The sequence below is a fragment of the Hymenobacter gummosus genome, from assembly GCF_003970915.1.
Lineage (GTDB): Bacteria > Bacteroidota > Bacteroidia > Cytophagales > Hymenobacteraceae > Solirubrum > Solirubrum gummosum.
In genome coordinates this window covers 79,409-105,420 of record NZ_RXOF01000021.1, presented here as the reverse complement: position 1 = coordinate 105,420, position 26,012 = coordinate 79,409, and the positions used below count along the sequence as shown (strand labels likewise).

At 61.3% G+C, this 26,012-nt stretch carries 24 protein-coding genes; 8 read left to right on the top strand and 16 right to left on the bottom strand.

Annotation, left to right across the window (positions count from 1 at the left end; genetic code table 11):
- Nucleotides 1-106: 106 nt before the first annotated feature.
- From EJV47_RS25975 to EJV47_RS25960, 4 genes are all read right to left on the bottom strand, one after another.
- The gene (locus tag EJV47_RS25975) at nt 107-2,245 is read right to left on the bottom strand and encodes a carboxy terminal-processing peptidase (RefSeq protein WP_126696133.1); all 2,139 of its coding nucleotides are present in this window, start codon (nt 2,243-2,245) and stop codon (nt 107-109) included.
- A gap of 222 nt (nt 2,246-2,467) precedes the next feature.
- Nucleotides 2,468-3,436: a hypothetical protein gene (locus tag EJV47_RS29060; protein WP_341539282.1), complete on the bottom strand. Its 969-nt coding sequence runs from the start codon at nt 3,434-3,436 to the stop codon at nt 2,468-2,470.
- Nucleotides 3,437-3,602: 166 nt separating this feature from the next.
- Entirely contained in the window at nt 3,603-3,971 is a 369-nt protein-coding gene (locus tag EJV47_RS25965; protein ID WP_126696132.1) for a hypothetical protein, read from the bottom strand.
- Between the two features lie 105 nt (nt 3,972-4,076).
- Nucleotides 4,077-5,276, bottom strand: a complete 1,200-nt coding sequence (locus EJV47_RS25960; protein ID WP_126696131.1) for a proline dehydrogenase family protein — start codon at nt 5,274-5,276, stop codon at nt 4,077-4,079.
- 162 nt (nt 5,277-5,438) lie between these two features.
- Here EJV47_RS25960 and EJV47_RS25955 point away from each other — a divergent pair, with 162 nt between their 5' ends.
- The gene (locus EJV47_RS25955; protein ID WP_126696130.1) at nt 5,439-6,521 is read left to right on the top strand and encodes a bifunctional 3-deoxy-7-phosphoheptulonate synthase/chorismate mutase type II; all 1,083 of its coding nucleotides are present in this window, start codon (nt 5,439-5,441) and stop codon (nt 6,519-6,521) included.
- Nucleotides 6,522-6,648: 127 nt separating this feature from the next.
- Here the strand turns inward: EJV47_RS25955 and EJV47_RS25950 are convergent, their stop codons facing one another.
- Together EJV47_RS25950 and EJV47_RS25945 are read right to left on the bottom strand one after the other, a co-directional pair.
- A complete protein-coding gene (locus EJV47_RS25950) occupies nt 6,649-7,086 on the bottom strand; it encodes a hypothetical protein (RefSeq protein WP_126696129.1) in 438 nt (145 codons plus the stop codon).
- A 76-nt stretch (nt 7,087-7,162) separates the two neighbouring features.
- The gene (locus EJV47_RS25945; protein WP_126696128.1) at nt 7,163-7,570 is read right to left on the bottom strand and encodes a hypothetical protein; all 408 of its coding nucleotides are present in this window, start codon (nt 7,568-7,570) and stop codon (nt 7,163-7,165) included.
- A gap of 107 nt (nt 7,571-7,677) precedes the next feature.
- Here EJV47_RS25945 and aroB point away from each other — a divergent pair, with 107 nt between their 5' ends.
- On the top strand, nt 7,678-8,721 hold the full coding sequence (aroB, locus tag EJV47_RS25940) for a 3-dehydroquinate synthase (protein ID WP_126696127.1): 1,044 nt from the start codon (nt 7,678-7,680) through the stop codon (nt 8,719-8,721).
- Between the two features lie 127 nt (nt 8,722-8,848).
- On the top strand, nt 8,849-10,087 hold the full coding sequence (locus EJV47_RS25935; protein WP_243651323.1) for a 3-phosphoshikimate 1-carboxyvinyltransferase: 1,239 nt from the start codon (nt 8,849-8,851) through the stop codon (nt 10,085-10,087).
- 73 nt (nt 10,088-10,160) lie between these two features.
- On the opposite strand, the gene EJV47_RS25930 is transcribed toward EJV47_RS25935, so the two are convergent.
- The 5 genes from EJV47_RS25930 to EJV47_RS25910 all read right to left on the bottom strand — a co-directional run bounded on the left by EJV47_RS25930 (nt 10,161) and on the right by EJV47_RS25910 (nt 15,512).
- Nucleotides 10,161-10,973, bottom strand: a complete 813-nt coding sequence (locus EJV47_RS25930; RefSeq protein ID WP_243651322.1) for an ABC transporter substrate-binding protein — start codon at nt 10,971-10,973, stop codon at nt 10,161-10,163.
- A 181-nt stretch (nt 10,974-11,154) separates the two neighbouring features.
- Entirely contained in the window at nt 11,155-11,700 is a 546-nt protein-coding gene (locus tag EJV47_RS28505; RefSeq protein WP_207896002.1) for a hypothetical protein, read from the bottom strand.
- Nucleotides 11,701-12,301: 601 nt separating this feature from the next.
- Nucleotides 12,302-13,372, bottom strand: coding sequence for a M42 family metallopeptidase (locus EJV47_RS25920; protein WP_126696126.1), 1,071 nt, complete (start codon nt 13,370-13,372; stop codon nt 12,302-12,304).
- Nucleotides 13,373-13,675: 303 nt separating this feature from the next.
- Nucleotides 13,676-13,894, bottom strand: a complete 219-nt coding sequence (locus tag EJV47_RS25915; protein ID WP_126696125.1) for a hypothetical protein — start codon at nt 13,892-13,894, stop codon at nt 13,676-13,678.
- Between the two features lie 49 nt (nt 13,895-13,943).
- Entirely contained in the window at nt 13,944-15,512 is a 1,569-nt protein-coding gene (locus EJV47_RS25910) for an acyl-CoA carboxylase subunit beta (RefSeq protein ID WP_126696124.1), read from the bottom strand.
- A gap of 238 nt (nt 15,513-15,750) precedes the next feature.
- On the opposite strand from EJV47_RS25910, the gene EJV47_RS25905 reads away from it, so the two are divergent.
- Together EJV47_RS25905 and EJV47_RS25900 are read left to right on the top strand one after the other, a co-directional pair.
- Entirely contained in the window at nt 15,751-16,461 is a 711-nt protein-coding gene (locus EJV47_RS25905) for a type I restriction enzyme HsdR N-terminal domain-containing protein (protein ID WP_126696123.1), read from the top strand.
- A 90-nt stretch (nt 16,462-16,551) separates the two neighbouring features.
- Nucleotides 16,552-16,917 (top strand): hypothetical protein, encoded by a 366-nt coding sequence (locus EJV47_RS25900; RefSeq protein ID WP_126696122.1) that lies wholly within the window; start codon nt 16,552-16,554, stop codon nt 16,915-16,917.
- Nucleotides 16,918-16,993: 76 nt separating this feature from the next.
- Here the strand turns inward: EJV47_RS25900 and EJV47_RS25895 are convergent, their stop codons facing one another.
- From EJV47_RS25895 to EJV47_RS25880, 4 genes are all read right to left on the bottom strand, one after another.
- Nucleotides 16,994-17,650, bottom strand: a complete 657-nt coding sequence (locus EJV47_RS25895; protein WP_126696121.1) for a Uma2 family endonuclease — start codon at nt 17,648-17,650, stop codon at nt 16,994-16,996.
- A gap of 47 nt (nt 17,651-17,697) precedes the next feature.
- Nucleotides 17,698-18,312, bottom strand: coding sequence for a Uma2 family endonuclease (locus EJV47_RS25890; protein WP_126696120.1), 615 nt, complete (start codon nt 18,310-18,312; stop codon nt 17,698-17,700).
- An 89-nt stretch (nt 18,313-18,401) separates the two neighbouring features.
- Complete coding sequence (locus EJV47_RS25885; RefSeq protein ID WP_126696119.1) at nt 18,402-21,008, bottom strand: ATP-dependent Clp protease ATP-binding subunit; 2,607 nt, start codon at nt 21,006-21,008, stop codon at nt 18,402-18,404.
- 71 nt (nt 21,009-21,079) lie between these two features.
- Nucleotides 21,080-21,736: a WbqC family protein gene (locus EJV47_RS25880; protein WP_126696118.1), complete on the bottom strand. Its 657-nt coding sequence runs from the start codon at nt 21,734-21,736 to the stop codon at nt 21,080-21,082.
- 270 nt (nt 21,737-22,006) lie between these two features.
- On the opposite strand from EJV47_RS25880, the gene EJV47_RS25875 reads away from it, so the two are divergent.
- Nucleotides 22,007-22,897 carry a hypothetical protein gene (locus EJV47_RS25875; protein ID WP_126696117.1) on the top strand — a complete coding sequence of 297 codons (891 nt, stop codon included), beginning with the start codon at nt 22,007-22,009 and terminating at the stop codon, nt 22,895-22,897.
- A complete protein-coding gene (locus EJV47_RS25870) occupies nt 22,894-23,805 on the top strand; it encodes a lysophospholipid acyltransferase family protein (protein WP_165903940.1) in 912 nt (303 codons plus the stop codon). The genes EJV47_RS25875 and EJV47_RS25870 overlap by 4 nt, the downstream gene beginning before the upstream one ends.
- 84 nt (nt 23,806-23,889) lie before the next feature.
- Here the strand turns inward: EJV47_RS25870 and EJV47_RS25865 are convergent, their stop codons facing one another.
- On the bottom strand, nt 23,890-24,519 hold the full coding sequence (locus EJV47_RS25865; protein WP_126696116.1) for an L-threonylcarbamoyladenylate synthase: 630 nt from the start codon (nt 24,517-24,519) through the stop codon (nt 23,890-23,892).
- Between the two features lie 290 nt (nt 24,520-24,809).
- Here EJV47_RS25865 and mltG point away from each other — a divergent pair, with 290 nt between their 5' ends.
- Entirely contained in the window at nt 24,810-25,883 is a 1,074-nt protein-coding gene (gene mltG / locus EJV47_RS25860) for an endolytic transglycosylase MltG (protein WP_126696115.1), read from the top strand.
- The last annotated feature ends 129 nt before the right edge of the window (nt 25,884-26,012 follow it).

Here is a 26,012-nt window from a genome sequence, read left to right as displayed (position 1 = left end):
TCAGGCTCATAGTGGGGCTTCTACCGTTTGCGAATAGGCACAGAAAAAGCCCCGGCATCGAGTCGATACCGGGGCTTTTCGGCTAAGTGGAATAGCGGGCAGCGGCTTAGCGCTTAGTCACCTGCGGGGCGTCAATCTGGTCTTTCACCACGGCTACGGCTTCGCGCAGGTTGATGTCCTTCACCAAGTTCTTCGACATGCGGCGGCGGCGGTTCTGCTGCACCGTGTCCGACTGTACCACGCGCAAATCGGCGGCCAGCGGGGCAATGTTCAGGGCCGGAGCGGCCTTCTGCAGGTCGTCGTACTTCTTGGATTCGGCTTTCGCCTGGGCCTGCTCGGCGCGGTACGAGGTCAGCTTCAGCGACACGTTGGTGTCGTCCTTACGCTTGCGCATGCGCTCCACGATGTCCGTTACCAGCTTGAAGCTGGGGCTGGCGGCTACGCGGGCCGTGCTGGCAGTTTTCAGCTTGTCGATTTGCGGGGCCTGGGGCCAAGTGCGGTAGCGGGCGGCGCTGATTTCGTCCCACTTCAGGGCATAGTCGGCTTCTTTCTCGCCCTGGTCGAGGTAGCTGTAAGCGTCGGGCAGGATGATGTCCGGCACTACGCCTTTGAACTGGGTCGAGCCGCCGTTGATGCGGTAGAACTTCTGGGTGGTCAGCTTCAGCGAGCCGAAAGGCTTGATGGCGTTGAACTCGGCCGGCAGCGCGTCGTCGAGGTCGAAGATGCGTTGCACGGTGCCTTTGCCGTAGGTGCTGGTCGAGCCCATAATCACGCCGCGCTTGTAGTCCTGAATGGCGGCAGCCAGAATTTCCGAGGCCGAGGCGCTGTACTTGTTCACCATCAGCACCAGCGGACCGTCGTACTGCACGCGCGGGTCCCGGTCGTTGAGCACCTGGGCTGAGCCCTGGCCCGAGCGCACCTGCACCACGGGGCCGCTGTCGATAAACAGGCCAGCCATTTCCACGGCGTCGGTGAGGGAGCCGCCGCCGTTGGTGCGCAGGTCAAACACGATGCCTTGCACGTTTTCGGCTTTCAGCTTCTCGATTTCCTTCTTCACGTCCTCCGCCGAGCTGCGGCCGCCCTTCTCATCGTTGAAGTTAGCGTAGAAGGTGGGCAGGCGCAGGTAGCCGATTTTCTTGCCGCCTTCGTTGATGATTGCGGATTGGGCGTAGGTTTCTTCCACCACTACCACGTCGCGGATGATGGGAATGACCTGGGTGCTGCCGTCGGGTTTTTTCACCGTCAGGCGCACTTCCGTGCCCTTGGCGCCGCGGATAAAGCTGATGGCTTTGTCGAGGCGCATACCTTCTACCGATACCGGCTCGGCGGCGCCCTGGGCCACGCGCTGAATCAGGTCACCGGTTTTGAGCTGGCCCTGGCGGTACGAAGCCGAGCCGGGAATGATGTCGGCCACCTTAATCTGGCCGTCTTTCTCCTGCAGCGTAGCGCCAATACCTTCGAAGCGGCCGGTCATGGCAATGTCAAACGTTTCCTTGTCCTTGGGGGCGAAGTACTCCGTGTGGGGGTCGTAGGTGTTGGCAATGGTGTTGGCCCACAGCGCCAACCGGTCGTTGGCGTCGTTCTGCAGCATGTCGCTGAACTGCTCGTCGAAGTACTTCAGCACGCGCTTTCGGGCTTCGGCTTCCATCTGCACGGGCGTCATGGCGGCGTCGGTAGCTTTTTTCGGGTCCCGCTTGGCCTGTTCGTCCTGCACTTCGGCCAGACGCGTCATGGTGTGGTACTTCACGTAACGGCGCCATTCGTCGCGCTGAGCAGCTTTATCGGCCGGGAACTGGGCCTTGTCGAAGTCGGTCTGGAAGGTCTCGTCCACCATGAAGTCGATGGGCTTGCTGAGCAGGTCGCGGTACAGGGCCTGCACCTCCTTGGTGCGCTGGTCCATCAGCTGGGTGCTCAGCTCCAGAAATTCGTGCGAGCCGCGCTTCACCTGGTCGTCAATTTCCGTCTGGTACTTGCGCAGCTGGGCCACGTCCGACTGCAGCAGGAATTTCTTGGAGTAGTCGATGCGCTTGAGGTACAGATCGAACACGCGCTTGGAGAAGTTGTCGTCAATCTGCTCGGGCTGGTAGTGCGCCTGGCTCAGGCCCTGCAGCATCGCCTTGATGAGAACTTCTTCTTTTTCGGGGGCCGGGGCGCCGGTGCCCCGGTAAAGCTTGTAGGAAGCCAGCACGAACACTGCCATGACGACGGCGGCGTACAGGCCTATTTTCAGGCGGATGAATGACATGGGCAGAGACGCGGTAAAAAGTGGTGTGTTGATGTACGTAAAGCCGCACCGAATGGGTGTGGTCAAAAACCGGCCCATTCCAGTAATCTAACCAGCTCGGTGGGGCAATAGTGCCCAAAGAACGGCTTCGAGGCTATAGAAGCAAAAAAGACCTCCCCGGTTGCGGGGAGGTCTTGATAGCCAGTCTAAAAAGTTTGGCTTTGCTGTTTACTGGCCCAGGGGCTAGTAGTAGATACGGTCGCCGGAGTTGCGGCGGAACTCGTCCTGGAAGTGGCGGGCGTCTTCGTCATTGCGCGGGCGTACACCCATCACAATGCCACCGTTCTTAATGTCCGATTCATACTCGGCAGCGCGCTCTTCGGGGATGCCCGAGCCTACCAGCGCACCTACCAGGCCACCCGTCAGACCACCGGCACCGGCACCAGCCAGGGCGGCGGCCAGCGGACCGGCAATGATGAGGCCCAGACCGGGCAGAGCTACCGAGGTACCGATGGCAGCAATAGCACCGATAACGGCACCAGCCGTGCCACCGATGGCCGAGCCTACGCCGGCACCCTCCATGGCTTTGCTGCCCAGCTCGGTGTGAGCGGTGTCGTCACCGAAGTGGGTTTTGCGGGTTTCATCCGACATGAGCAGGTTCACGTCGTCCTTGGTGTAGCCACGGGCCGACAGCGACTCATAGGCACGCTCGGCCGAAGCCCGGTCGCGGAACGTCGAGGTAAGGTAGCGGCCCGACTGGTTATTGTCGCCGTAGGTGCGGTCTTCGCCGGTTATGGCGCGGGCGGCGTCGCCGGCGGTGTTCTGCACGGCATCGATGCCACGGCCTACCACGGCACCCGGGGTGCCGGCAATTTCACCGCCCTTCTGGGTGGCGCTGTAGTCGTGGTGCTTGTCGTCCGGGTCCACGCTGTTTTGCGGGGTGCTGTACGACGAGGTCGAGCCCATGTTGCTGTTGCCCAGCGAGGAGCCCGAGTTATAGTTAGCGCCCGTGCTCTGGTTGGTGCCGGCACCTACTTGCGAGGCGGACGAAACGTTGCTGCTGGAATTCAGACCCGACGAGCCCATCGAGCCGCTACCGGAATGCTGGGTGCTGCCGTAGCCGGCGCCAGCACCGGTGCCCTGGTTGGCGGGATTGGTCGAAGAGCCGGTGCCGGGGGTATTGCCCTGGTTGGAGGTGTTGTCGGTATTCATTGGATGAGGTTTTGGTTGGATGGTTGGGGAAGGAGTATCAAGGAGTTGTAAGTCGAGGGGTCGAGCTTACACTCGTTTGGCTACCTAAACGGCGGCCTTTCCATCCGGGTTACACCAGCCGGGGTAAAACGGGAATGTTTGCCCCGGCTACCTCACCGGGTCGGGTTCAGGAAAACTGGGCGAAGTTTTCCTCGTTGCGCCAGAATTCTCGGCATTCGGCGCGCAGATTAGACAGGAAATCAGGATTTTGCTTTAGCTCCCGCCAGGGGCCCAGGCCCAGCCGTTCGCAGAGCTTGAAGAAATTGTCGCCCTGGCCCTTGGAGCCTTCTACTTTCACCAGGCAGCTCAGGATGGGGCGGCCGGCTTGGTATTCGGTTTCGGAAATTTCGGCCAGCAGCTCGTTGAGGCGCGCTTTTTCGTGCGAGATGTCGAGGTTGAGGCCTAGCTCCGCTTCTTGCACCACCGTCAGGTAGCTGACGGTACCGGTCTGGTGCCGGGAATAGTTGACGAGGAAGCGGCGGACGCGAGTAATCATGTGTGGAGTAAGGGGAGTTGAGAGGAGTTAAAATACAAAAAAAACCCGTTGCGTTGGACAATTCCAACGCAACGGGCCGGTTCCCAACAACTATGCCATTGATTGTTAGCGCGCTTTATTTTTTCGTCGCTCAATTTCGCGCTTTATAAGGAGTAGTTCCCGGCTGGTTTGGCCGGCAATAGCCGTGTTTTCGTTGGCGCGGCGCAGCAGGTAGGGCATCACCGCTTCCACCGGGCCGTAGGGCACGTACTTGGCCGTGTTGTAGCCGGCGTGGGCCAGGTTGTAGCTCAGGTTGTCGCTCATGCCGTAGAGCTGGGCAAACCACACCCGCTCGTCGCCGGGCGCGAGGCCGGCCTCGGCCAGCAGCTCGGTGAGCAGGCGCGAGGACGCCTCGTTGTGGGTGCCCGCGCAGATGGCCATGCGGTCGAGGTGGTCGACGGAGAAGCGCAGGGCCTCGTCGTAAAGGTCGTCGGTGGCCTGCTTCGTGGGGTTGATGGGGTTCTGGTAGCCGCGCTGCTGGGCCACGCGGGCCTCTTTCTCCATGTAGGCCCCGCGCACCAGCTTGGCGCCGAGGTAGTAGTTTTCCTGCCGGGCGTGCTCGTAGTCGGCCTGCAGGGCCTCCAGCCGGTCGTGGCGGTAGAGCTGGTAGGTGTTCCACACGATGGGGCGCTGCTGGTTGTAGCGGCGCATCATTTCGCGGGCCAGATCGTCGATGGTGTCCTGGAACCAGCTTTCCTCGGCGTCGACGAAGATGCGCACGTTCCGGTCGTGGGCGCGGCGGCACAGCTCGTCGATGCGCTGCTGGGCCCGCTCGTAGGCCTGCTGCTCCGCCGCCGACAGCGGCTGGCCGGCCTGCACTTTTTCCAGCAGGGCGCTGTCGGCCACGCCCGTCACCTTGAACACCGAGAAGGGAATGTGCGGGTTGCCGGCGGCCAGCTCGATGGTTTTCAGCAGCTCGTCGCGGGTATGGTCGAAGCTCTGCTCGTTGCCTTCGCCCTCCACCGAGTAGTCGAGGATGGTGCCGATGCGGAACTTGCCCAGCTCAGCAATGACGGGCTTGCACTCCTGGATGGTTTCGCCGCCGCAGAACTGCTTGAAGATGCTGTGCTTGATGATGCTCTTGGTGCCCGGAATACCCCAGCTCAGGGCCTTTGTCATCAGGGCGCCGCCTACGTCCACCATGCCCTTGTTGTTCATGGTGCTGAAGAGCAGGTGCATCTGCCGCAACTCGCCGCTGGACTTGCTGGCGAAGGCAACGGCCGTGTTGTCAAAGGAAACGGCGGGGTGGGTTTGGGGCTCGGGCATGCGGGTGGGAATGGGGAAAATGGCGGGGCGAAGATAGCCACGAAACATCGGACCGAAGCCCGTAGTTTAGCAGCTGAATGCGCCAGTGGCGCCCCCCGTAACACTTCTGCCGGAACCCGAGTTCGGCCCCGGTCGGCCGCCCCGGCTTCCGCTTTTTCCCGCATGGAGCTCGATACCTATTTTACCCGCCGCCTGGCCCAGAAGGGCCAGCCGCTGCTGTTTGCCGGCCCCTGCTCGGCCGAAACCGAAGAGCAAGTAATGGCCACCGCCCGCGGCCTGCAGGGCCTGGGCGTCGATTTGTTTCGGGCCGGCATCTGGAAGCCCCGCACCCGGCCCGGCTCCTTCGAGGGCATCGGCACGGAGGGGCTGCGGTGGCTGCAGCGCGTGCAGCAGGAAACCGGCCTGGCCGTGACGGTGGAAGTAGCCACCCCGCGCCACGTGGAAGAAGCCCTGGCCCACGGCGTCGACGTGGTCTGGATCGGGGCGCGCACCACCGTCAACCCCTTCGCGGTGCAGGAGCTGGCCGAGGCCCTGGCCGGTACCGGCGTGCCGGTGATGGTGAAAAATCCCGTCAACCCCGATCTGGCCCTGTGGGCCGGGGCGCTGGAGCGGCTCGACCGCGCCGGCGTCAAGGATCTGGCGGCTATTCACCGCGGCTTCAGCACCGGCGCCCCGAGCCGCTACCGCAACGCACCCACCTGGGGCATTGCCATCGAGCTCAAAACGCGCTTTCCGGAGCTGCCGCTCATCTGCGACCCGAGCCACATCACCGGCCGGCGCGACCTGCTGCTGCCCGTGGCCCAAAAGGCCCTGGACCTCGACTACGACGGGCTGATGCTGGAAACCCACCCCGACCCGGACAACGCCTGGAGCGACGCCGCTCAGCAGGTGACGCCCGCCCGCCTGGGCGAAATTCTGGCCGAGCTGAAGCACCGTTACCGCTCGACCGACAACGCGGACTACCTCAACAAAGCCGAGGAGCTGCGCCAGAAAATGGACGTGGCCGACCAGGAAATCATCGAGGCGCTGGCCCGGCGCATGGCCCTGGTGGAGGAGCTGGCCGAGTACAAAAAGCAGAACAACGTGAAGATTCTGCAGCTGGACCGCTGGAACGAAATCTTCCGCAGCCGCCCGGAGTGGGCCGGCCGCCTGAACGTGAACGAAAAGTTCGTGGCCGAGCTTTACAAGCTCATTCACATCGAAAGCATCCGCAAGCAGACGGAAATCATGCAGCGGCCGGAGTAACCCCGGCCGCTGCCTTTCCTATTTGTCCCCGTGTTGTAAGCTCAACAAGGCTTGCGCCCGGCCCCGGGTGCAGCTGCTGTTGTCGGTGACGCGCTCAAAGCACGCGGCACCGGGAGCGGCGACCAGCTTACTGGGGCTTGGCTGGCTGCGGGGCCGTGCGGGCAAAACGCAGGTTCACCGGGAAGCAGTTAATCATGTTCTTGTAGCTGACCGTGTTCCAGTACAGCGTATCCCGCTTGATGCGGTACACCTGCGTGATGTAGCCATCCAGGGCCACGAAATGGTCATCGGGGCCGGCTTCCAAATCGTTGGTGGGGCGGCGCAGCTCGTAGGCGCGCACATCGTGCAGGGTATCGTGGCGGAAGGCACGCATCACCCCGTCGGAGCCAAATTCCAGACTCTGGCGTTGCTGGGGGGCGCCGGGGTAGTTATACGGTACCAATTCCCAGCGGCCTAGCAGGGCGGGGTCGGGCGCAAGGGCGGCGGTGGGCCGTTCGCAGCTGCTCAGGCCGCCGGCCAAACCGAGAAACAGCAGCGCGTAGCTGAACGGGGTAGAAACACGCATCGGTAACGGAGGTAACTAGCGCAGTGGGATGGAAATGAATGGTGGGGGCAGGTGGCTTCGAACCCGGCCGCAGCGGTCAGCGCTGATATTCCGCCACGTAGCCGTCGTACACCTCATCCATAAGCGTGAGCTGCTGGCCGTTGATGCTGTAGCTCTGCCGCCCGCCCGAGGCGTAGACAATGATGTCGGTGGGCTGACTGGTGCGGATGGACGTGCCCGTTTGGATGGTGTAGGTAGTGGTGCGGGTGAGCTGCCCGTTGGTGTAAAAGTGCGCGTTGCCGTTGGCATCGAATTCAATGGCCCGCTGCTGGCCGGTGTTGGCGGGCGTCTCGGTGCGGCCTGCAATGCCGCCGACGCTGCTTTGCCAGGTCCAGCGGTGCTGCAGCTGGTGGGCGGGGGCCGCCTCGGTGTCGCCTTCGCAGGTAATGCAGCCTGACACGGCGGCGGCGGAAATCAGTAAGGGGATGGCAGAGCGTAGTAGCATGGAGAGAGTAATATAGGTGTACGTGGATGATACCTTCGCGCCTTGTGCGGTTGCATGCCCGGCCGGATTATTCGTACACGCCGCAGAACCTGCGAACTTCGCCCCCTATGACCGACTACCTCCACCTCGGCGCTGCCGCGCTGCCGGCCTTGGCCGCCCTGCTGGCGCGGCCCGGTACCACGCGCGTAGCCGTGCTGGCCGATACCAACACCGCCCGCCTCTGCTACCCCGCGCTGCAGCCCCATTTGCCCGCTGGCCACCGCCTCATCGAAATACCCGCCGGCGAGGAGTACAAAACCCTGGCTACGTGCGAGCTGGTGTGGAACGAGCTGACCGAGCACGGCTTCGACCGGCACAGCGTGCTGGTGTGCCTGGGCGGCGGCGTGGTGACGGACCTCGGCGGCTTCTGCGCGGCCCTGTACAAGCGCGGGCTGCGTTGCGTCCTAGTGCCCACCACCTTGCTGGCCCAGGTAGATGCGGCCGTCGGCGGCAAAACCGGCGTCGACTACCACGGGCTGAAAAACCACCTGGGCGTGTTTCAGCTGCCGGAGGCCGTGTGCATCGATACCCGGTTTCTCAGCACGCTCGACCCGCGGGAGCTGCGCGCCGGCTACGCCGAAGTCGTCAAGCACTGGCTGATTGCCGACGCCGAGGCCTTCCAGACCGGCCGCCGGGAGGGCATGTTCGTGGAGGACTGGATGCCGACGGTGGCCGCTTCGGTGGCGGTGAAGCAGCGCATCGTGCAGGAGGACCCCACCGAGCGGGGGCCGCGCAAGCTGCTCAACTTCGGCCATACCGTGGGCCACGCCCTCGAAAGCTACCTGCTGCTGCAGGGCCGCAGCATCCTGCACGGCGAGGCCGTAGCGGCGGGTCTGGTGTGCGAGGCTTGGCTGTCGGTGCAGAAGGGGCTGCTGGCGCCGGAGGCGCTGGACCAGATTGAAACCTTCCTGTTCTCGGTGTTCGAGAAAGTGCAGTTTATCGGGCTGGAAACCGACGCCATTGCCGAATTGGCCCGCCAGGACAAGAAAAACCAGGGCGACACCATCAACTGCACCCTGCTGCGCGGTATTGGCCAAGGCGTGTACGACCAGCCCGTGACCGTGGCCGAGCTGGCCGCCAGCCTGCGCTACTACCACCGCCTGCCCGCCTAAGCCGGGGCCGCCGCGCCCGGAGCCACCGCAAACCGCGGACCGGGCCCGGCGGTTGCCCACCATAACGTCTCACTTTCCGCCTCCGGCCCTCACCGCGCTATGGTGATTGGCCGGGCCCCGTTTTCTCGTGCTACACCCCCAGTTCCCCGATACGCTCACGCTGCGCTGGCCCGGCGGCCCGCTACGCGGCACGGCTCTGCTGCCGGCCTCTAAAAGTGAAAGCAACCGCGCCCTCATCATCCGCGCCCTGGCCGGCGGCGGACAGCTCAGCAACCTGTCGGAGGCCAACGACACCCAGCTGATGAGCCGCCTGCTGGCCCACCCCGCGGCCCCCGAGTTCGACGCCGAGGACGCCGGCACCGTCATGCGCTTTCTGACCGCCTTTCTGGCCGCTACCGGTCGCCACGCCAGTATCAGCGGCACGCCGCGCATGCTGGAGCGGCCCATCGGCGTGCTGGTGGATGCCCTGCGCCAGCTCGGTGCCGATATCGAGTACGTGGGCCGCGAGGGGTACCCGCCGCTGCAGCTGCGCGGCTGGCAGGCCCGCGGCGGCGCCCCGCTCAGCGTCCGCGGCGACATCAGTAGCCAGTTTATTTCGGCCCTGATGATGATTGGTCCGCTGGTGCCCGGCGGCCTGCACCTGCAGCTCACCGGCCACGTCGGTTCGCGGCCCTACATCCTGATGACGGCTGCCCTGATGCGCCACTTCGGGGCCGAAGTGGACGTGCAGGAGCGCGAGGTGCACGTGGCGCCGCAGCCCTACCAGCCCGCCGACTACGCCGTGGAGGCCGATTGGTCGGCGGCCAGCTACTGGTACAGCCTGGTGGCCCTGGCGCCCGAAGGCTCGCAGCTGCATCTGCCCGGGCTGCGCCGGCAGTCCTGGCAGGGCGACCAGGCCATTGCGCGCCTGATGGAGCCGCTGGGTGTGCACACCGAGTTCGTGGACGACGGCGTGGTGCTGCGCCAAACGTCTGAGCGCGCCGCCCGCGTGGCCATGAACTTCACCGACTGCCCCGACCTGGCCCAGACCATTGCCGTGGCCGCCGCCGCCACCGGCGTGGTGGTGGACATGACCGGCCTGGAAAGCCTGCGCATCAAGGAAACGGACCGCATTCTGGCCCTGCAAACCGAGCTGGCCAAGTTCGGCGCCGGCATGGCCCCCGAAGGCAAGGATATGTTCCGCGTGTCGGCCGAGCGGCTGCACGTGCAGGGCCAGACCGTGGAAACCTACCACGACCACCGCATGGCCATGGCCTTTGCCCCGCTGGCCCTGCGCGGCCGCCTCACCGTGAATACGCCCGCCGTGGTGCGCAAGTCCTACCCGTTTTTCTGGGAAGAGCTGCGCCAGGCCGGCTTCGAGCTGTAAACGGCCTTGCTTGCAACGCAGCGGCCCGCCGAATTGGATTCAGCGGGCCGCTGCGTTTTCGGGCCGTGCAATGTTACTGGGCTTGCCCGTGCAGCCCCCGGAAATACGCCGCCGAGTGCTGCAGCCGGCTGCCGTACCAGCTGAACAGCTCCCCATCGACCACCAGCACCCGCGCCTGCGGGCACAGCGCCTGAAACTCGGCCACGTGCTTCGGCTGAAACGGGTACGGCTCCGACGACAGCAGAATCACTTGCGGATTGGCCTGCGCCAGCTGCTCCGGGCTGATTTCGGGGTAGCGGGCAAGGTCGGCGAATACATTGCGGAAGCCCGCCAGCGGCAGCATTTCATGGATAAACGTGCCCGCCGCGGCCACCATGTAGGGCTGCCGCCAGATGAAGTACGCGGCCGTAGCTGGCTCCACCACCGCGGGCAGTTCAGCCAATGAAGTGCTAATACCGGCCGTGAGTTGCTCGGCGCGGGTTTTGGTGCCCGTTATCAGGCCCACGCGGCGCATCATGTCCAGCGCGTCGGCCAGCGTCACGATGTCGCTCATCCATACCGGGTACGCGGCAGCCAGTTGCTCGATACCCTCCCGGTAATTCTCCTCCTTGTTGCCGATGATGAGGTCGGGCTGGAGGGCGGCAATCTTATCGAAATGGAAGTTCTTGGTGCCGCCGATGACCGTAGCCCGCTGCCGCGCGTCGGCCGGATGCAGGCAGAACTTGGTCACGCCCACCACCCGCTCCGCCAGGCCCAAATCGAACAGCAGCTCCGTCTGCGACGGCACCAACGACACAATGCGCTGCGGCGGATACGGCACGGCCACGCGCCGCTGCATCTGGTCGGTGACGGTGAGGGGCGGAAAAACGGGGGGCAGATTGAGCACGGACGCGGGGTAGGGGAGCAAGATACGGCTTCGCCGCCGAGAGCTGCGGGCCTGGGCGGGGCGTGCCCGGGAACCGCCGGCCGCGCCGGTAAGTCAGCACCCAGCCGAAAAACCGCCGGGCCCGCGGGGCAGAAGTGCTCGACTTCTGCCCCGCGGGCCCGGCCGCGTGTATCACCGCTGCTTACGCGAGCCGCTGCCCGCTGGTGGCCGCGTCGGCGCGCTGAAACAGCCAGGCCGAAGCCAGCCAGAAGGCGGCAAATACCAAGCTAATGACCCATTCCTGCGGCCTCACCTCCAGGTGCGAAGCAAGCAGTCCTGCTACCGGCACCAGGGCCTGTACCAGGGCCGCCGCTACCATGGCGTAAGTCATGCCCCGCGCCTGAAAGCGCGCCAGCACTGCCCCGGCCAGCGCCACGAGGGGCACCGCCCCGCACAGCAGGTTAGCCGCATTGGGCCCGCTGCCAATAAAGCCCACCGCCAGGTTCGACCAGATCAGCAGCAGCGTCGTCAGCACCGCGCCGCCGGCGGCCAGGCGGTACGCCACCGGACCGCGCTGGCTGGCTACCAGCTCCAGGGCCATGCCCACGCTGAACAGCAGCGCGCCCATCAAGACGAAATCAGACAGGCTCCAGTTTACTTCGGCCGTGAACTGCATGGCCACCAGGGGCACCGAGAGCAGCAGGGCGGTAATGAGCGAAACGCGGGTGAGGCTTTTGGTCAAGGTCATGGCTGTAAGAGGTTTGGCGGTACGAAGCGTTGACAACACAAAGGAACAAAAGAACTTTGTATTTCAAAGTAGGATACTCCGTTTTTTATTTTGAGGTTACCAATCGAGCGGGTAACAGGGTGGATTGGAGGGCAAACTCAGGCTCGGAGCCGCCGCCGCAGCGCGCAGACCACGCCTATGACCAGCAGCATAGCCAGCAGGTTCAGGACCATGCCCGCGTACAAACCCGGGCCATCGTGAAGCCTCGGGCTGAGTGTCAGAAAATTGAAGGCGAATATGACCAGCAGACCGGCCAGAGCCCCAAGGCCGCCTACTACCACTGCTACGGCCAACAATATGCGCATAGTCTATACCAGTCGGGAGCCACTCTCGCCGTAGCAAAACCTGAGTAAAGCTCCAGGGCGGATGTCTACTGCGTTGGCTGTCGGGGCCGCGTCGCGGATGGGAGTGACACCGGGAATAATGATGCGGCAGCGGAAAAGGCCGGCGTCCACTGCAGAATGCCAGCAAAGCAGAGGGCCTTGGTACGCCAAAACGACTATCGTAACCACGACTCGTTCCGGCTTACCAAGGCCCTTTGCACTGGCCAAACCATCAACGCTTACTTGAAGTAGCGGAAATCGTGCTGGTCCTCAATGCGCAGCAGGGCTTCGTAGATCAGGTCGATAACGTGCTGCACGTCCTCGTGGCTGACGGTTTCGACGGTGGTGTGCATGTACTTCAGCGGCAGGGAAATCAGGGCCGAGGCCACGCCGGCGCCGGCGTAGGCAAAGGCGTCGGTGTCGGTGCCGGTGGCGCGGGTGGCGGCGGCGCGCTGAAAGGGAATTTCCTTGGCCTGGGCCGCTTCGATGATCAGGTCGCGCAGGTTGTTCTGCACGGCCGGGCCGTAGGTAATGACCGGGCCCTTGCCGCAGTGAATGTCACCGGAGGTTTTCTTCTCGTACATCGGCGACTGGGTGTCGTGGGTCACGTCCGTCACGATGGCCACGTCGGGCATGATGCGGTGGGCAATCATTTCGGCCCCGCGCAGCCCGATTTCCTCCTGCACCGCATTCACGACGTAGAGGCCGAAGGGCAGCGTCTTGCCTTCTTCCTTGAGGCGCCGGGCTACCTCGGCAATCATGAAGCCGCCGATGCGGTTATCCAGCGCCCGGCCCACCAGGTACTTGCCGTTCAGCTCCATCAGCTCGTCCTCGAAGGTCACGACCGAGCCCACGTGAATGCCCATTTCCTCCACTTCCTTCTGCGACGACGCGCCGCAGTCCAGGAAGATGGTTTCGATGGTCGGGGCCTTATCCTGCTCCACCTTGCGCACATGGATGGCCGGCCAGCCAAATACGGCCCGCACCGGCCCGTTCTTGGTGTGAATCAGCACCCGCTTCGAGGGCGCAATCAGCGCGTCGGAGCCGCCGTTGCGGCGCAGGTACAGGTAGCCCTCCTTCGTGATGTAGTTCACGAACCAGCTGATTTCGTCGGCGTGGGCTTCGATGACCACCTTGTACTTCGCCTCCGGATTCACGACGCCCACCACGGTGCCGTAAGTGTCCACGAAGTACTCGTCGATATAGGGCTTAATGTAATCCAGCCACACCTTCTGGCCTTCTTTCTCGAAGCCAGTGGGGGAGTGGGTGTTCAGGTATTTCTGCAGGAAGTCGAAGCTTTCTTGGCGCATGGGTTGGAAAAGGAGCAATCAGCTCTCGTATTGTTGAAGAATGTAAATGAATACGGAAAACACCAAAAAGCCGCTTTTGATTAGTATTAAAGGGTGATTAATCGGGGTGCGATTCGCGAACTGCCAGCAGGAGCGTTGCCGGTCGTAAACCAGTCCCTGGTGAGCCGAACACCCGGCCGCCGATGCTTGGGCTTGAGAACCAGCTTCATGCCAGCAGGCAGTTCTCAGTCATCTACCACAGTCAGCAGCGAAGCAGCGGAAGGTACATTCATACAGTAACCGAATTAGCATTAGACACCCTGACTAACGGGTTGCGGCAGTTATGCTCCAGCCAATCAGCAGACAGAGGCCGCCGATTATCAGAAACCAGCGGCTGACTTTGAGCGGGTCGGAGTCAACCCCGGAGCCGGGGTCCGACCAGTCGCCGGTGAACAGCGACGCCACCGTGAAGATGACCAGCACCGCGCCCAGCAACCAGCGTTCCAGCTTGAACCGCAGCAGCAGTCCGACAACGACCAGCACGATGCCGAGGCCGACAATGATGCTCCCAGTCCATGTGGTGCGGCTAAGGTTACAGCGGAATATTCCCGTGCTTTTTACGCGGCAGCTGATCTACTTTGTTTTCCAGCATCTTAAAGGCGCGGATCAGCTTCTGCCGCGTCTGCGAAGGCACGATGACCTCATCCACGAAGCCGCGGTGGGCCGCCCGGTAGGGCGTGGCAAACTTACGCTGGTACTCGTCCACTTTCTCCTGCAGCTTGGCTTCGGGGTCTTCGGCCTGGGCTATTTCGCGCTTGAAGATGATTTCGGCCGCGCCCTTGGCGCCCATCACCGCAATTTCGGCCGTGGGCCAGGCGTAGTTCATGTCCGCCCCGATGTGCTTGGAGTTCATCACGTCGTAGGCCCCGCCGTAGGCTTTGCGGGTAATAACGGTGATGCGCGGCACGGTGGCTTCGCAGAAGGCGTAGAGCAGCTTGGCGCCGTTGGTGATGATGCCGCGCCACTCCTGGTCGGTGCCGGGCAGGAAGCCGGGCACATCCTCCAGCACCAGCAGCGGAATGTTGAACGAGTCGCAGAAGCGCACGAAGCGGGCCGCCTTGGTCGAGGCGTTGATGTCGAGCACGCCGGCCAGCACCGCCGGCTGGTTGCCCACGATGCCGATGCTGCGCCCGCCCAGCCGCGCGAAGCCCACCACGATGTTCTCGGCGAAGTTCTGGTGCACCTCCATGAACGAGTCCTGGTCGATGATGCCGCTGATGACCTCGCGGATGTCGTAGGGCTGGTTGGGGTTGTCGGGGATGATGCTGTCCAGCTCCGGGCGCAGCTCGTCGCCCTGGGCGTCGTAGGGGTACACCGGGGCAGTATCCTCGCAGTTCTGCGGCATGTAGCTCAGCAGCTGCTTGAGCTGCTGAATGATGGCCACCTCGTTGGGCGCGGTGAAGTGCGTCACGCCGCTTTTGCTGCTGTGGGTGCTGGCGCCGCCCAGCTCCTCGCTGGTCACGGTTTCGTGGGTTACCGTCTTCACCACGTTCGGGCCGGTCACGAACATGTAGCTCGTGTTTTCCACCATCAGGATGAAGTCGGTAATGGCCGGCGAGTACACCGCGCCGCCCGCGCACGGCCCCATGATGGCCGAAATCTGCGGTACTACGCCCGAGGCCAGGGTATTCTTGTAGAAGATGTCGGCGTAGCCGCCCAGGCTCACCACGCCCTCCTGAATGCGGGCCCCGCCCGAGTCGTTCAGGCCGATAACCGGGGCGCCGTTCTTCATGGCCAGGTCCATAATCTTCACGATTTTCTCGGCGTGCGTTTCGCTCAGCGAGCCGCCCAGCACCGTGAAATCCTGGGAGAAAACGTACACCAGTCGGCCGTTAATCGTGCCGTAGCCCGTCACCACGCCGTCGCCGAGGTAGTACTCCTTGTCGAGGCCGAAGTCCTTGGAACGGTGCATCACAAACTTGCCGATTTCCTCGAAGGAGCCGGGGTCCATCAAGAGGTCCAGCCGTTCGCGGGCCGTCAGCTTGCCCTTCTTGTGTTGGGCCTCGATGCGGGCCTGGCCGCCGCCCAGCAGGGCCTCGGCGTTTTTCTGTTCCAGTACTTCGAGTTTGCTCAGCGTCGGGTCGGCGTGCGGATCGGACATAGGGTGGGAGAGGGGATGCGAAAGGTCAGTTGGGAAAGGAGGCCAAAGGTAAGTTGTGGAGGCAAGATAGCCGAATGGGGTTTGGGGGTAGTAGTACGAACCATTGCACCAACATTGAATGCGTTGCTACAGCGGTTGCTGACGTTGTATGGAGTTGTTATCTTGACGCTGTTTCTCTTGTTGCCGTTGTGCTAATAAATGGCAGTTTCCCTTCTATATTCTTCAGAAAAACAAAAACATGGCCTTTCGTAAAAATGGAAAAGACTGCCTCCTGTGTGTTAGCAGACGCAAACTCATCATAGTGACACCTGAGGAAAAGGTTAGACAGCAATTCGTGTTAGATCTTGTAGAAAAATTCCGTGTGCCACTTGATATGATCGAAGTAGAGGTTCCACTATCTCACTACGAGAAAGGGCTCAAAGGAAGAGTTGATATAGTCGTTTCTGTTGAAAATAGAAGTGACAATATGTTTCATCCTTTGTTGATAGTGGAATGCAAAGAGTCTAATGTTGCTTTGACTGATATTGTCTTTGAGCAAGCAAGGCGCTATGATATGGCTTTAGAGCCCAAAGTAACAGTAGTGACAAATGGAATTGAGACAGTTGCCTTTCAATGGGATGACAAATTAGAAGATTACGTCGAAATCGAATACGTGCCCTTATACGAAGACCTTATAACCAAAGACTATTTTCACCCGAAAGAAGCAAGTAAAGTAGAATGGGAGAGGCCAAATCATTTAAAGGCGAATAAAAAGATATATAATGAGCTGTTGGAGTCCGCTATTATAGGCGAAGACAGTACGCAAGAGCTTTATCCATTCCTATTGAATATGATAGGTTTGTTTTATGATGTCAAAGACAAAATTCCTTCTCTCAATCTGAAAAATGCTTCTTTTGATGAAGACTGTCTAGTTCGATTTACTACGTTCGGTAATGCGTCCGGTGGTTGATTCACGGGTGATTATCGTTCTGTTCTAATTTCTGACGAAGCCGGAGATAATCAGATAGTCAGTTGGACGCTGATGGGTAAAATAAAGGCCGTGAATCATCCCAAATACGGAAATTCAAAAGGACATACTTTGCTGTTAGTAGCAGTCGATGATTATGATAAAAGCCATCTTTCTCTGGAGCTGGCTATTGATAGATATACTTTGATTGATGGAGAAAAATATACGATTTGGCACGACGGCACATTAACTGTCGGTAGGAAGGGACGGGCAAAGAATCAAGATGTTATTGATTTTGTCAGAGACAGGCAGCCAGGATTAATACGAGATAATAAAATTTTCTTAGGTCAGCTTGATAACTCCAAGTCGTTTACTTGGACGAGTCTTGATGTTAATAATTTTATTTCGAATATTATAGATTATGTTCTTTTGCGTGACCAGTTTAGACGTACACGATAAGCAGGTACATCACAACAACAACAAACGGCCGGCTCCCTCGCGGGAACCGGCCGTTCTTCATTTTACTCAAGGCTATTTACTCGCCCTTCTTGCCTTCCGGTGCAGAAGTTTCGCCCAACGGCAAGCCATCATACAGTTCCGCCAACAAAATGGCGCAGTTGACGCTCTGCAGCGTGATGGTTTCATCGGCAGCCGTTAATGGATTGACGTACCAACGGCCGCTTTCCAGGTCTTTGCTGTACAGAATGACCTCCCGGCTGCGAGAGTCGACCAGCAGATATTCCTGCAAGGAAGGAATGCTGAAATACCGCATCAATTTGGCGCTGCGGTCATAATCGGCGGTGCTTTTGGATAGCACTTCGATCAGTAGAATGGGGTTGGTGAGAGTATCAAACTGCTCATCGGTAAACGTCGGTTCGCCGCATACCACTACCAGGTCCGGATATGCGTACGAGCCATTGACCGGCAAGAACACCCGCGCATCATTGGTGTAAGCCGCGCACGATTTGGGCAAGCGCAGGAAGAGCAGCCCGGCTAAATTTCGCACCAGTCGGTAATGCGCAAACGTGGCGCCCGACATAGCCTGGGGGTTGAGCACGTTAATTTGTTCCGGCTGGCCCCAGGGAATAATCTGGCCGTCCATAAATTCGAACTTGCCGGTTGAGGCCCGGTCAAATGCCAGGTACTCCTCCGGCGTATAGAAGTTCTTTTGAGGTAGCGACGCAGCAGACATAGAAAGGGATTTACCAGTACAAACTACGAGCGTAGCGGCTTGGAAAGCTACAGCGCAACGTCCTCATACAAATCGGCCACCGTTAGCGTTGCGCCAACGCTCGGCAGCTTCACCGCACCCTGGGCATCCAGAATTTCGGTCAGCGTCCACTGCCCAGTTTCGGTGCGCGAGTACAGTTCCACCCGCAAGCTCCGCGAGTCAATCAGCAGATAATCCCGCACCGATTCGATGCTGCGGTAGCGCATGAATTTGCCGCTGCGGTCATAATCGGCCGTGGAATCCGAAAGCACTTCGATGATGACGACCGGATTAGTTAGCAAATCCAGCTTGCCGTTCTGCTGAATTTCCGGTTTGCCACACACTACCAGCGCGTCAGGGTACAGGTACGTGCCGGTGAGCGGCACGTACACCCGCATGTCGCTGCCGAAGGTTCGGCAGCCTTTGCCGCGCAAGGCATTTTGAAGCAAGCCTGAAACGTTGCCCGTAATGATGTTGTGTGCCAACGACGCGCCCGACATGGCCTGCACATCATACATGCCCAGCATATCCGGGTGGCCCCACGGGTAAATCTGCCCATCCACGAATTCGTGCTTGAACTCGGAGGCGTACTCCATAGCCGCGTATTCTTCCTCGGTGTAGCGACGCTTTCGGGGTGATTCCATGACGGTTTCGGCTATAGCTCAAAGGTAAACAACAAAAAACGGCCGGCTTCCTCACGGGAACCGGCCGTTTTTCATTTACTCTGAGCTAATTATTCGCCCGTCTTGCCTTCCGGCGACTCCGGCGTTTCGGCCGGCCTCTCGTCGCTGGCGAGGGTGGACGCCTCGTCGCTCTTGTGCGAACTGAAGGTGAGTTCCTCCTTGCCTTCCTCGAAGTCGGCGGTGATGACGTCGCCCTGGGTCAGCTGGGCCTTCAGGATTTCCTCTGCAATCGGGTCTTCGATGTACTTCTGGATGGCCCGGTTCAGCGGACGCGCGCCGTACTTCGGATCGTAGCCTTTCTCGGCCACGAAGTTCTTCGCGGCTTCGGTCAGGTCGATGCGGTAGCCCAGGGCCTGTACGCGCTGGCGCAGCTTGGCGAGCGAGATGTCGATGATCTTGAAGATATCCTCCTTCTGCAGGCCGTTGAACACGATAACGTCGTCCAGGCGGTTCAGGAACTCCGGCGCGAAAGTCTTGCGCAGCGCGCTGGCAATGGTGCCCTTCATCATGTCGTCCATGTTCTCCTGCCGGGCCTTCGTGCCGAAGCCGATGCCCACGCCGAAGTCGGCCAGATCACGCGCCCCGATGTTCGAGGTCATGATGATGATGGTATTGCGGAAGTCCACCTTGCGGCCCAGGCCGTCGGTCAGGATACCGTCGTCGAGCACCTGCAGCAGCAGGTTGTACACGTCCGGGTGCGCCTTTTCGATTTCGTCGAGCAGGATTACCGAGTACGGCTTGCGGCGGATTTTCTCCGTCAGCTGACCGCCCTCTTCGTAGCCTACGTAGCCGGGAGGCGCGCCCACCAGGCGCGATACGCTGAATTTCTCCATGTACTCCGACATGTCGATGCGCACCAGCGAATCTTCCTTGTCGAAGAGGTAGGTAGCCAGCACCTTGGCCAGCTCCGTCTTGCCTACACCCGTCGGGCCGAGGAACACGAACGAGCCGATGGGCTTCTTCGGGTCTTTCAGGCCCACGCGGGTGCGCTGGATGGCCTTCACGAGCTGGGCAATGGCTTTGTCCTGGCCGATTACCTTGCCCTTCAGCTCCTCACCCATGTTGAGCAGCTTGGCGCTTTCGTTCTGGGCCACGCGGCTTACCGGGATGCCAGTCATCATGGCAATTACCTCGGCCACGTTTTCCTCCTTCACGGTGTAGCGCTTCTTCTTGGTCTCCTCTTCCCAGTTCTTTTTGGCCTGGTCGAGTTGCTCAATCAGCTTCTTCTCCTTGTCGCGGAGCTGGGCGGCTTCCTCGTACTTCTGCGACTTCACCACCCGGTTTTTCTCCTCTTTGATGTTCTCGATGCTGCCTTCCAGCTTCAGGATATCTTCGGGCACCACGATGTTGTTGATGTGCACGCGGGCACCAGCCTCGTCAAGGATGTCGATGGCCTTATCGGGCAGGAAACGGTCGGACATGTAGCGGTCCGAGAGCTTCACGCACGCCTCAATGGCCTTATCGGTGTACACCACGTGGTGGTGGTCCTGATACTTGTCCTTGATGTTGTGCAGGATTTCGATGGTTTCCTCCGGCGTGGTGGGGTCCACCATTACCATCTGGAAACGACGGGCCAGAGCGCCGTCCTTCTCGATGTACTGGCGGTACTCATCCAGCGTGGTAGCGCCGATGCATTGGATTTCGCCGCGGGCCAAAGCCGGCTTGAACATGTTCGAAGCGTCGAGCGAACCGCTGGCGCCGCCAGCGCCCACAATGGTGTGCAGCTCGTCGATGAACAGGATAACATCGGGCGACTTCTCCAGCTCGTTCATCACGGCCTTCATGCGCTCCTCGAACTGGCCGCGGTACTTGGTGCCGGCTACCAGCGAGGCGAGGTCCAGCGTCACCACGCGCTTGTTGAAGAGCACGCGCGACACTTTCTTCTGCACGATGCGCAGGGCGAGGCCTTCGGCAATAGCCGTCTTACCTACGCCGGGTTCACCGATGAGGATGGGGTTGTTCTTTTTGCGGCGCGACAGGATCTGGGCGACGCGCTCAATTTCCTTTTCGCGGCCCACGATGGGGTCGAGCTTGTCTTCCTCCGCGAGCTTGGTCAGGTCGCGGCCGAAGTTATCGAGCACGGGCGTGCGCGACTTCTCGCCGGGCTTCTTGGCAGCGCCTTGGCCACCTTGCTTGCCGGCGCCGCCACCAAACAGACGGTCGTTGTCGTCGTCGTCGGTGTCGGGGGCGCGGTCGGTGGGGTTTTGGCTGGTGTTACCGGTTCCGTGGTAATCCAGCGAGTCGCGGACGGATTCGTAATTCACGTTGAACTTGCTCAGGATTTGGGAGGAGATGTTGTCTTCATCGCGCAGAATCGAGAGCAGCAGGTGTTCGGTGCCGATGATTTCGCTCTTGAAGATTTTGGCTTCGAGATACGTAATCTTCAGCACCTTTTCCGTCTGCTTCGTCAGCGGGATGCTGCCGGTTATACTGATACCCTGGGTGGCAGTGTTGCGCGTGGCCTGTTCGAGAGCATATTTCAGCTCCTCCACCGACACGCCCAACTTCTTCAGCAAGGCAATTGCCGTGCCTTCGCCTTCCCGGATCATGCCCAGCAACAGGTGTTCGGTGCCTATATAGTCGTGGCCAAGTCGGATGGCTTCTTCCCGACTCAGGGAGATGACCTCCTTGACTCTATTTGAGAATTTCGCTTCCATGCAGATAAGGTGAGAAAGAATCCGGATACGCGCAAACAAGTGGCACCGGACATCAAGACTTAAACCGGCGCTCAGGGCAGAAGGTTCGCCGCCGGCAAGGGGGCCGGCGCGAGGTATTGGCCGGCCGCCGGACCCGCCGCGAACAGCAGATCCAGCACGCTCAGCCCGGGTACAAACCCCGCGCCAAAGCACTGCCGGTACGGCCGGCGCAGCCCCGCACCTGACGCGCTGTCAGGTAGCTGCTTCGGCGTAAGCCAGTCGCGCCGGTCGAGGACCTCGCCGGCCGAATAGCGGGCGTGCCATTCGGTGGTGAAGTCAACGGGCAGGGGCAGGCGCAGGCAGCGCAGAATCAGGCGCAGCAATGCCAGGTTCAGGTCAAAGAGCCGGTCGGGCTTGCTTACGTAGATGTCGTGGAAATAGTCGGCGTAATATTCGAAAAAAGAGCTGCTGCCGTAGGCCGTCTGCAGGGTGCGCCAGTGCCGGTGCACCCAGTTCTGCCGGTAATCGATTTCCAGCGCGTCGATATTGACCTTCTCGGAGCGGTTGCCGTCGATAACCGGGACGGTGAGCGGCTGCACGCCCTGGGCGGTGAGGACCAGGCAGCGGTTACGGTAGGTTTGCTTGTGGTAATGCTCGTGGCGCTCCAGCAGCAGGCGGTCGGCCGTGAGCAGCTGGGCGAAAAAAGCGGCCGGCGGGCAGTAGGGCAGCTCGAAGAGGACGGTGGACATTGTGGCAGGATTTGGCAGACGCGCGGAGTGGTAGTACGACGCAGAAATCGTAATGCCCCTGGTGCGGAACGAGCGGCAAAGGTGGCGGAAATGCGGGAGCAGGCGGTGAGTAGTTAGGCCGGACGGGTGCTGACTATTCCTGCAACGCCGGTAACGATAGTGGCAGTACAACTTCCAAAGTCGGACTACCACTCGGGCACTTCGGCGGCGTTTTTGCGTTTGTACTCGCGTTACCTCGCATTAACCCTGGTTTTCGTTGTTTTGCCGCCTATGCGCCCTCGTTTCCTGCTTCCGCTGCTGCTCGTGCTGCTGACTGCCTTATCGGCCCGCGCCGCCAACCCCACTCTGCTGCTCGACGTGGCCCGGTTCCGCCCCTTGGCGGCTGGCAACTCCTACGAAGTGGACGTGTACGTGACCGTGCCGGGCAACGGGCTGACCTATATCAAGCGCACCCGCGACACCTACCAGGCCGGCGCCACGGTGGTGCTGCAGGTGGTGTCGGCCAGCGGGCAGGCGGTGCATTCGGAGACGATTACGCTCAAGCCGCCGGTTATCAGCGACACGACCATCGGCATCAAGAACCCGCAGAGCTTTCTGCGGCGGCTGACCTTGCGCGGCGGCGAGTACACGGTGAAGGCCGAATTGAAGGACCTGTACCGCAAATCGGCCGCGACATTCAAAACCGAGCAGCCGCTGGCTCTGGATTTTTCGGCTACGGCCCCGGTGCTGAGCGACGTGGTGTTTCTGGCCAAAGCCGCCGGCAAGACCACCGAGCAGAGCAATTTCAGCCGCGGCGGCTACTCTTTGGTACGCACCCCGGCCGGCAACTACGGCCGTGGGGCCGACCAGCTGTACTTCTACGTGGAGCTGTACAACGCCCCGGCGGGCCAGCCGCTGAGCCTGCACTACCACGTGGAGTCGGCGGAGGGCTTCGCGGCCGATGCGGATGCGCCGCTGGGCACGGCCAAGGCCGGGCGGCCCACGCCGGTGGCCGGGGAGCTGCCGCTGGGCGGGCTCAGCCAGCTCGGCATTGAGACGGACGGGACGTACATGCTGACGGTCGAGGTGCGCAGCGGCAAGAAAGTGCTGGCCTCGCGGCAGGGGCAGTTTGTGCGCACCCAGCAGGAGTACGCGCCGGCGGGTGCATCTTTGCCCAGATGAGTACCGCCGAAAAAACCGCTGCCCGCCCCGCATACGCCTGGTATTACCGCCCGCTGCGCTGGCTGCTGCTGGGTCTGGCGCACCTGCCGCTGCCCGTGCTGCACCGCTTGGCCGACGCGCTGTACCTGCTGATGCGCTTCGTGCTGCGCTACCGGCAGCGCGTGGTGCTGCAGAACCTGCGCAACTCCTTCCCCGAGAAGCCCGAGGCCGAAATCCGCCGCTTGCAGCACGGCTTCTACCGGCACTTCGCCGACGTCATCGTGGAGATTCTGAAGCTGGCGGCCATCAGCCCGGCCGAAACGCGGCAGCGGGTGCAGATCCGGAACGCGGAGCTGTTTTTCAAGCACTTCGAGGCGGGGCGCACGGTGCTGGCGCTGGGCTCCCACATCGGCAACTGGGAGTGGATTCTGCCCGCCGGGGCGGTGTACTTCCCCGGCAAGGCCGACGGCGTGTACAAGCCCCTGCACAACCCGTTCTTCGAGGACTTTATGCTGCGGCTGCGCACCCACACCGGCGCCCGGCTCATCCCCATGCGCGACACCCTGCGCGACATGCTGCGCCTGCGCGGGCAGCCCCGCAGCCTCTCCATGCTCTCGGACCAAAGCCCGGGCGGGCTGGAGCAAACCTACTGGACCGATTTTCTGCACCAGGACACGCCCTTCTACACCGGCGCCGACAAGCTGGCGGCCCAGTTCCGCTGCCCGGTGCTGTACGTGAACATCGTGCGCCAGCGCCGCGGCTACTACGACATCATCGTGGAGGAGCTACACGACGGCGAGGCCCCGCTCAACAAGGACGCCCACGTCATCACCGAGCAGTTTGCCCGCCGCGTGGAGCGCGACATCCGCGCCCGCCCCGCCGACTACCTCTGGTCGCACCGGCGGTGGAAGCATAAGAGAAATGGTTAAATGGCTTGATGGCTAAATGGCTGGTCGTTCTGACGTGTGCAGTTCAGAACGACCAGCCATTTAGCCATCAAGCCATTTAACCATTTACAAATACTGCTCGATGTCGCCGGCGCCCTGGCGGACTACTTCGAAGTCTTCGGTGGTGCAGTCGACGACGGTGCTGGCCACGTTGTTGCCGTAGCCGCCATCGATGACCAGGTCGACGAGGGGGCGGTATTTCTCGTAGATCAGCTCCGGGTCGGTGCTGTATTCGATGATGGTATCATCGTCGTGCACCGAGGTGGAGACGATGGGGTTGCCCAGCTCCCGCACCAGGGCCAGGCTGATGGCGTTGTCGGGCACGCGGATGCCGACGGTTTTGCGCTTCACGCCGCCGTACTTGGGCGCTTTGGCGCTGGCCTCGAAGATGAAGGTGAAGGGGCCGGGCAGGGCTTTTTTGAGCAGCTTGTACACCGGCGTGCTGATGCCGTGGGCGTAGTCGCTGATGTGGGAGAGGTCGGAGCAGATAAACGACAGGTTGGCCTTGTCGGGCTTTAAGCCGCGAATGCGGCAGAGCTTCTCGACGGCGCGCTGGTTGGTGATGTCGCAGCCCAGGCCGTAAATCGTGTCGGTGGGGTAGATGATGACGCCGCCTTGGCGCAGCACCTCAGCGGCCTGCTGAATCTTGTTCTGGGGCGGGTTGTCGGGGTGAATGCGCAGCAGGGTGGCAGCCATAGGAAGTCAGCGGGCTAAGGTGAAGGAAAGGGCGGCTTAGTTACACAATACTGGTATGACGCGCAAGCCGGCCGTCGAGTTGTGCGAATGATTGAGTGAGGGAATGACTGGATTCCGCTCAGGAGTAAGCGGGAAAGGATAATAAGGAAAGGATGAGCGAATAGCTGATTTCAGAACGGTCATTCAATCATTCACTCATTCAATCAATGCCGCGGGTCGTATTTTTGACGGCCGCGAGCCGGCCGGATAAAGTCCGCAGCCGCCTTGTTTGTTTGTCATCCGCCCCATTTATGCCAACTCCTGACGAGTACCGCGCCCGCGCCACCCGCCGCCGCAACCGCTTTGCCTACCCGCTGGGCATCTTCGGCATCCTGCTGATTACCTTCTCCTACTACGCCTACCAGATCATTTTCACGCCGAACGTGGACACCAAGGGCCGGCCCACTTACGTAGTCGTGCGCCCCGGGCAGACGGCCAAATCGGTGCTCGACAGCATCGACCGCACCGGCGTCATTATCGACAAGCTCAGCCTGCACTTCGTGGCCCGGCTGATGAAGTACGACCAGCTGGTGAAGCCCGGCCGCTACGAAATAAAGGACGGCTACACCAACCGCAAGCTCATCAACGACTTGCGCCGCGGCATCCAGGTCCCAGTGAACCTCACGTTCCAGAATATCCGCCTGCGCCAGGACCTGGCCCGCAAGCTCAGCCAGAGCTTCGCCGCCCGGCCCCAGGAGTTTGATTCCCTGCTCAGCAGCAATGCCTACGCCACCTCGCTGGGCTTCAAGGACACCACCGAGCTGCTCACCATGTTCATCCCGAACACCTACGAGCTGTACTACACCACGGCCCCGCAGAAGGTGCTCAGCCGCATGAAGCAGGAGTACGAACGGTTCTGGACGCCCCAGCGCGACGCCAAGGCCAAAGCCCTGGGCCTGAGCCGGGCCGAGGTCAGCACCCTGGCCAGCATCGTGGAGGCCGAGCAGCAGCAGCACCCCGACGAGCGGCCCCGGGTGGCCGGCGTGTACCTGAACCGCCTCAAACGCGGCCAGAAGCTGCAGGCCGACCCGACGGTGGTGTACGCCAACGGTGACTTTGGTATCCGCCGCGTGCTCAATGTGCACCTGACCAAGGACTCGCCCTACAACACCTACAAGTACGCCGGCCTGCCGCCCGGCCCCATCAACCTGCCCAGCATTGCCAGCATCGACGCAGTGCTGAATCCCGAGCAGCACAACTACTACTACTTCTGCGCCCGCGAAGACTTCAGCGGCTACCACGCCTTTGCCACCACCGAGAAAGAGCACATCCTGAACGCCCGCCGCTACCAGGCCGCCCTCACGCGCTCGGGAATCATGAAGTGATTAATGTGCGGAATGTGATGAATGTGGGAAATGTGAAAATGCTTGGCCATTGGTCTGGCGCGGCCGCAACAGCACATCAGCACATTTTTCACATTAGCGAAGCGTAGCACATTCAACCACATTCTGCAC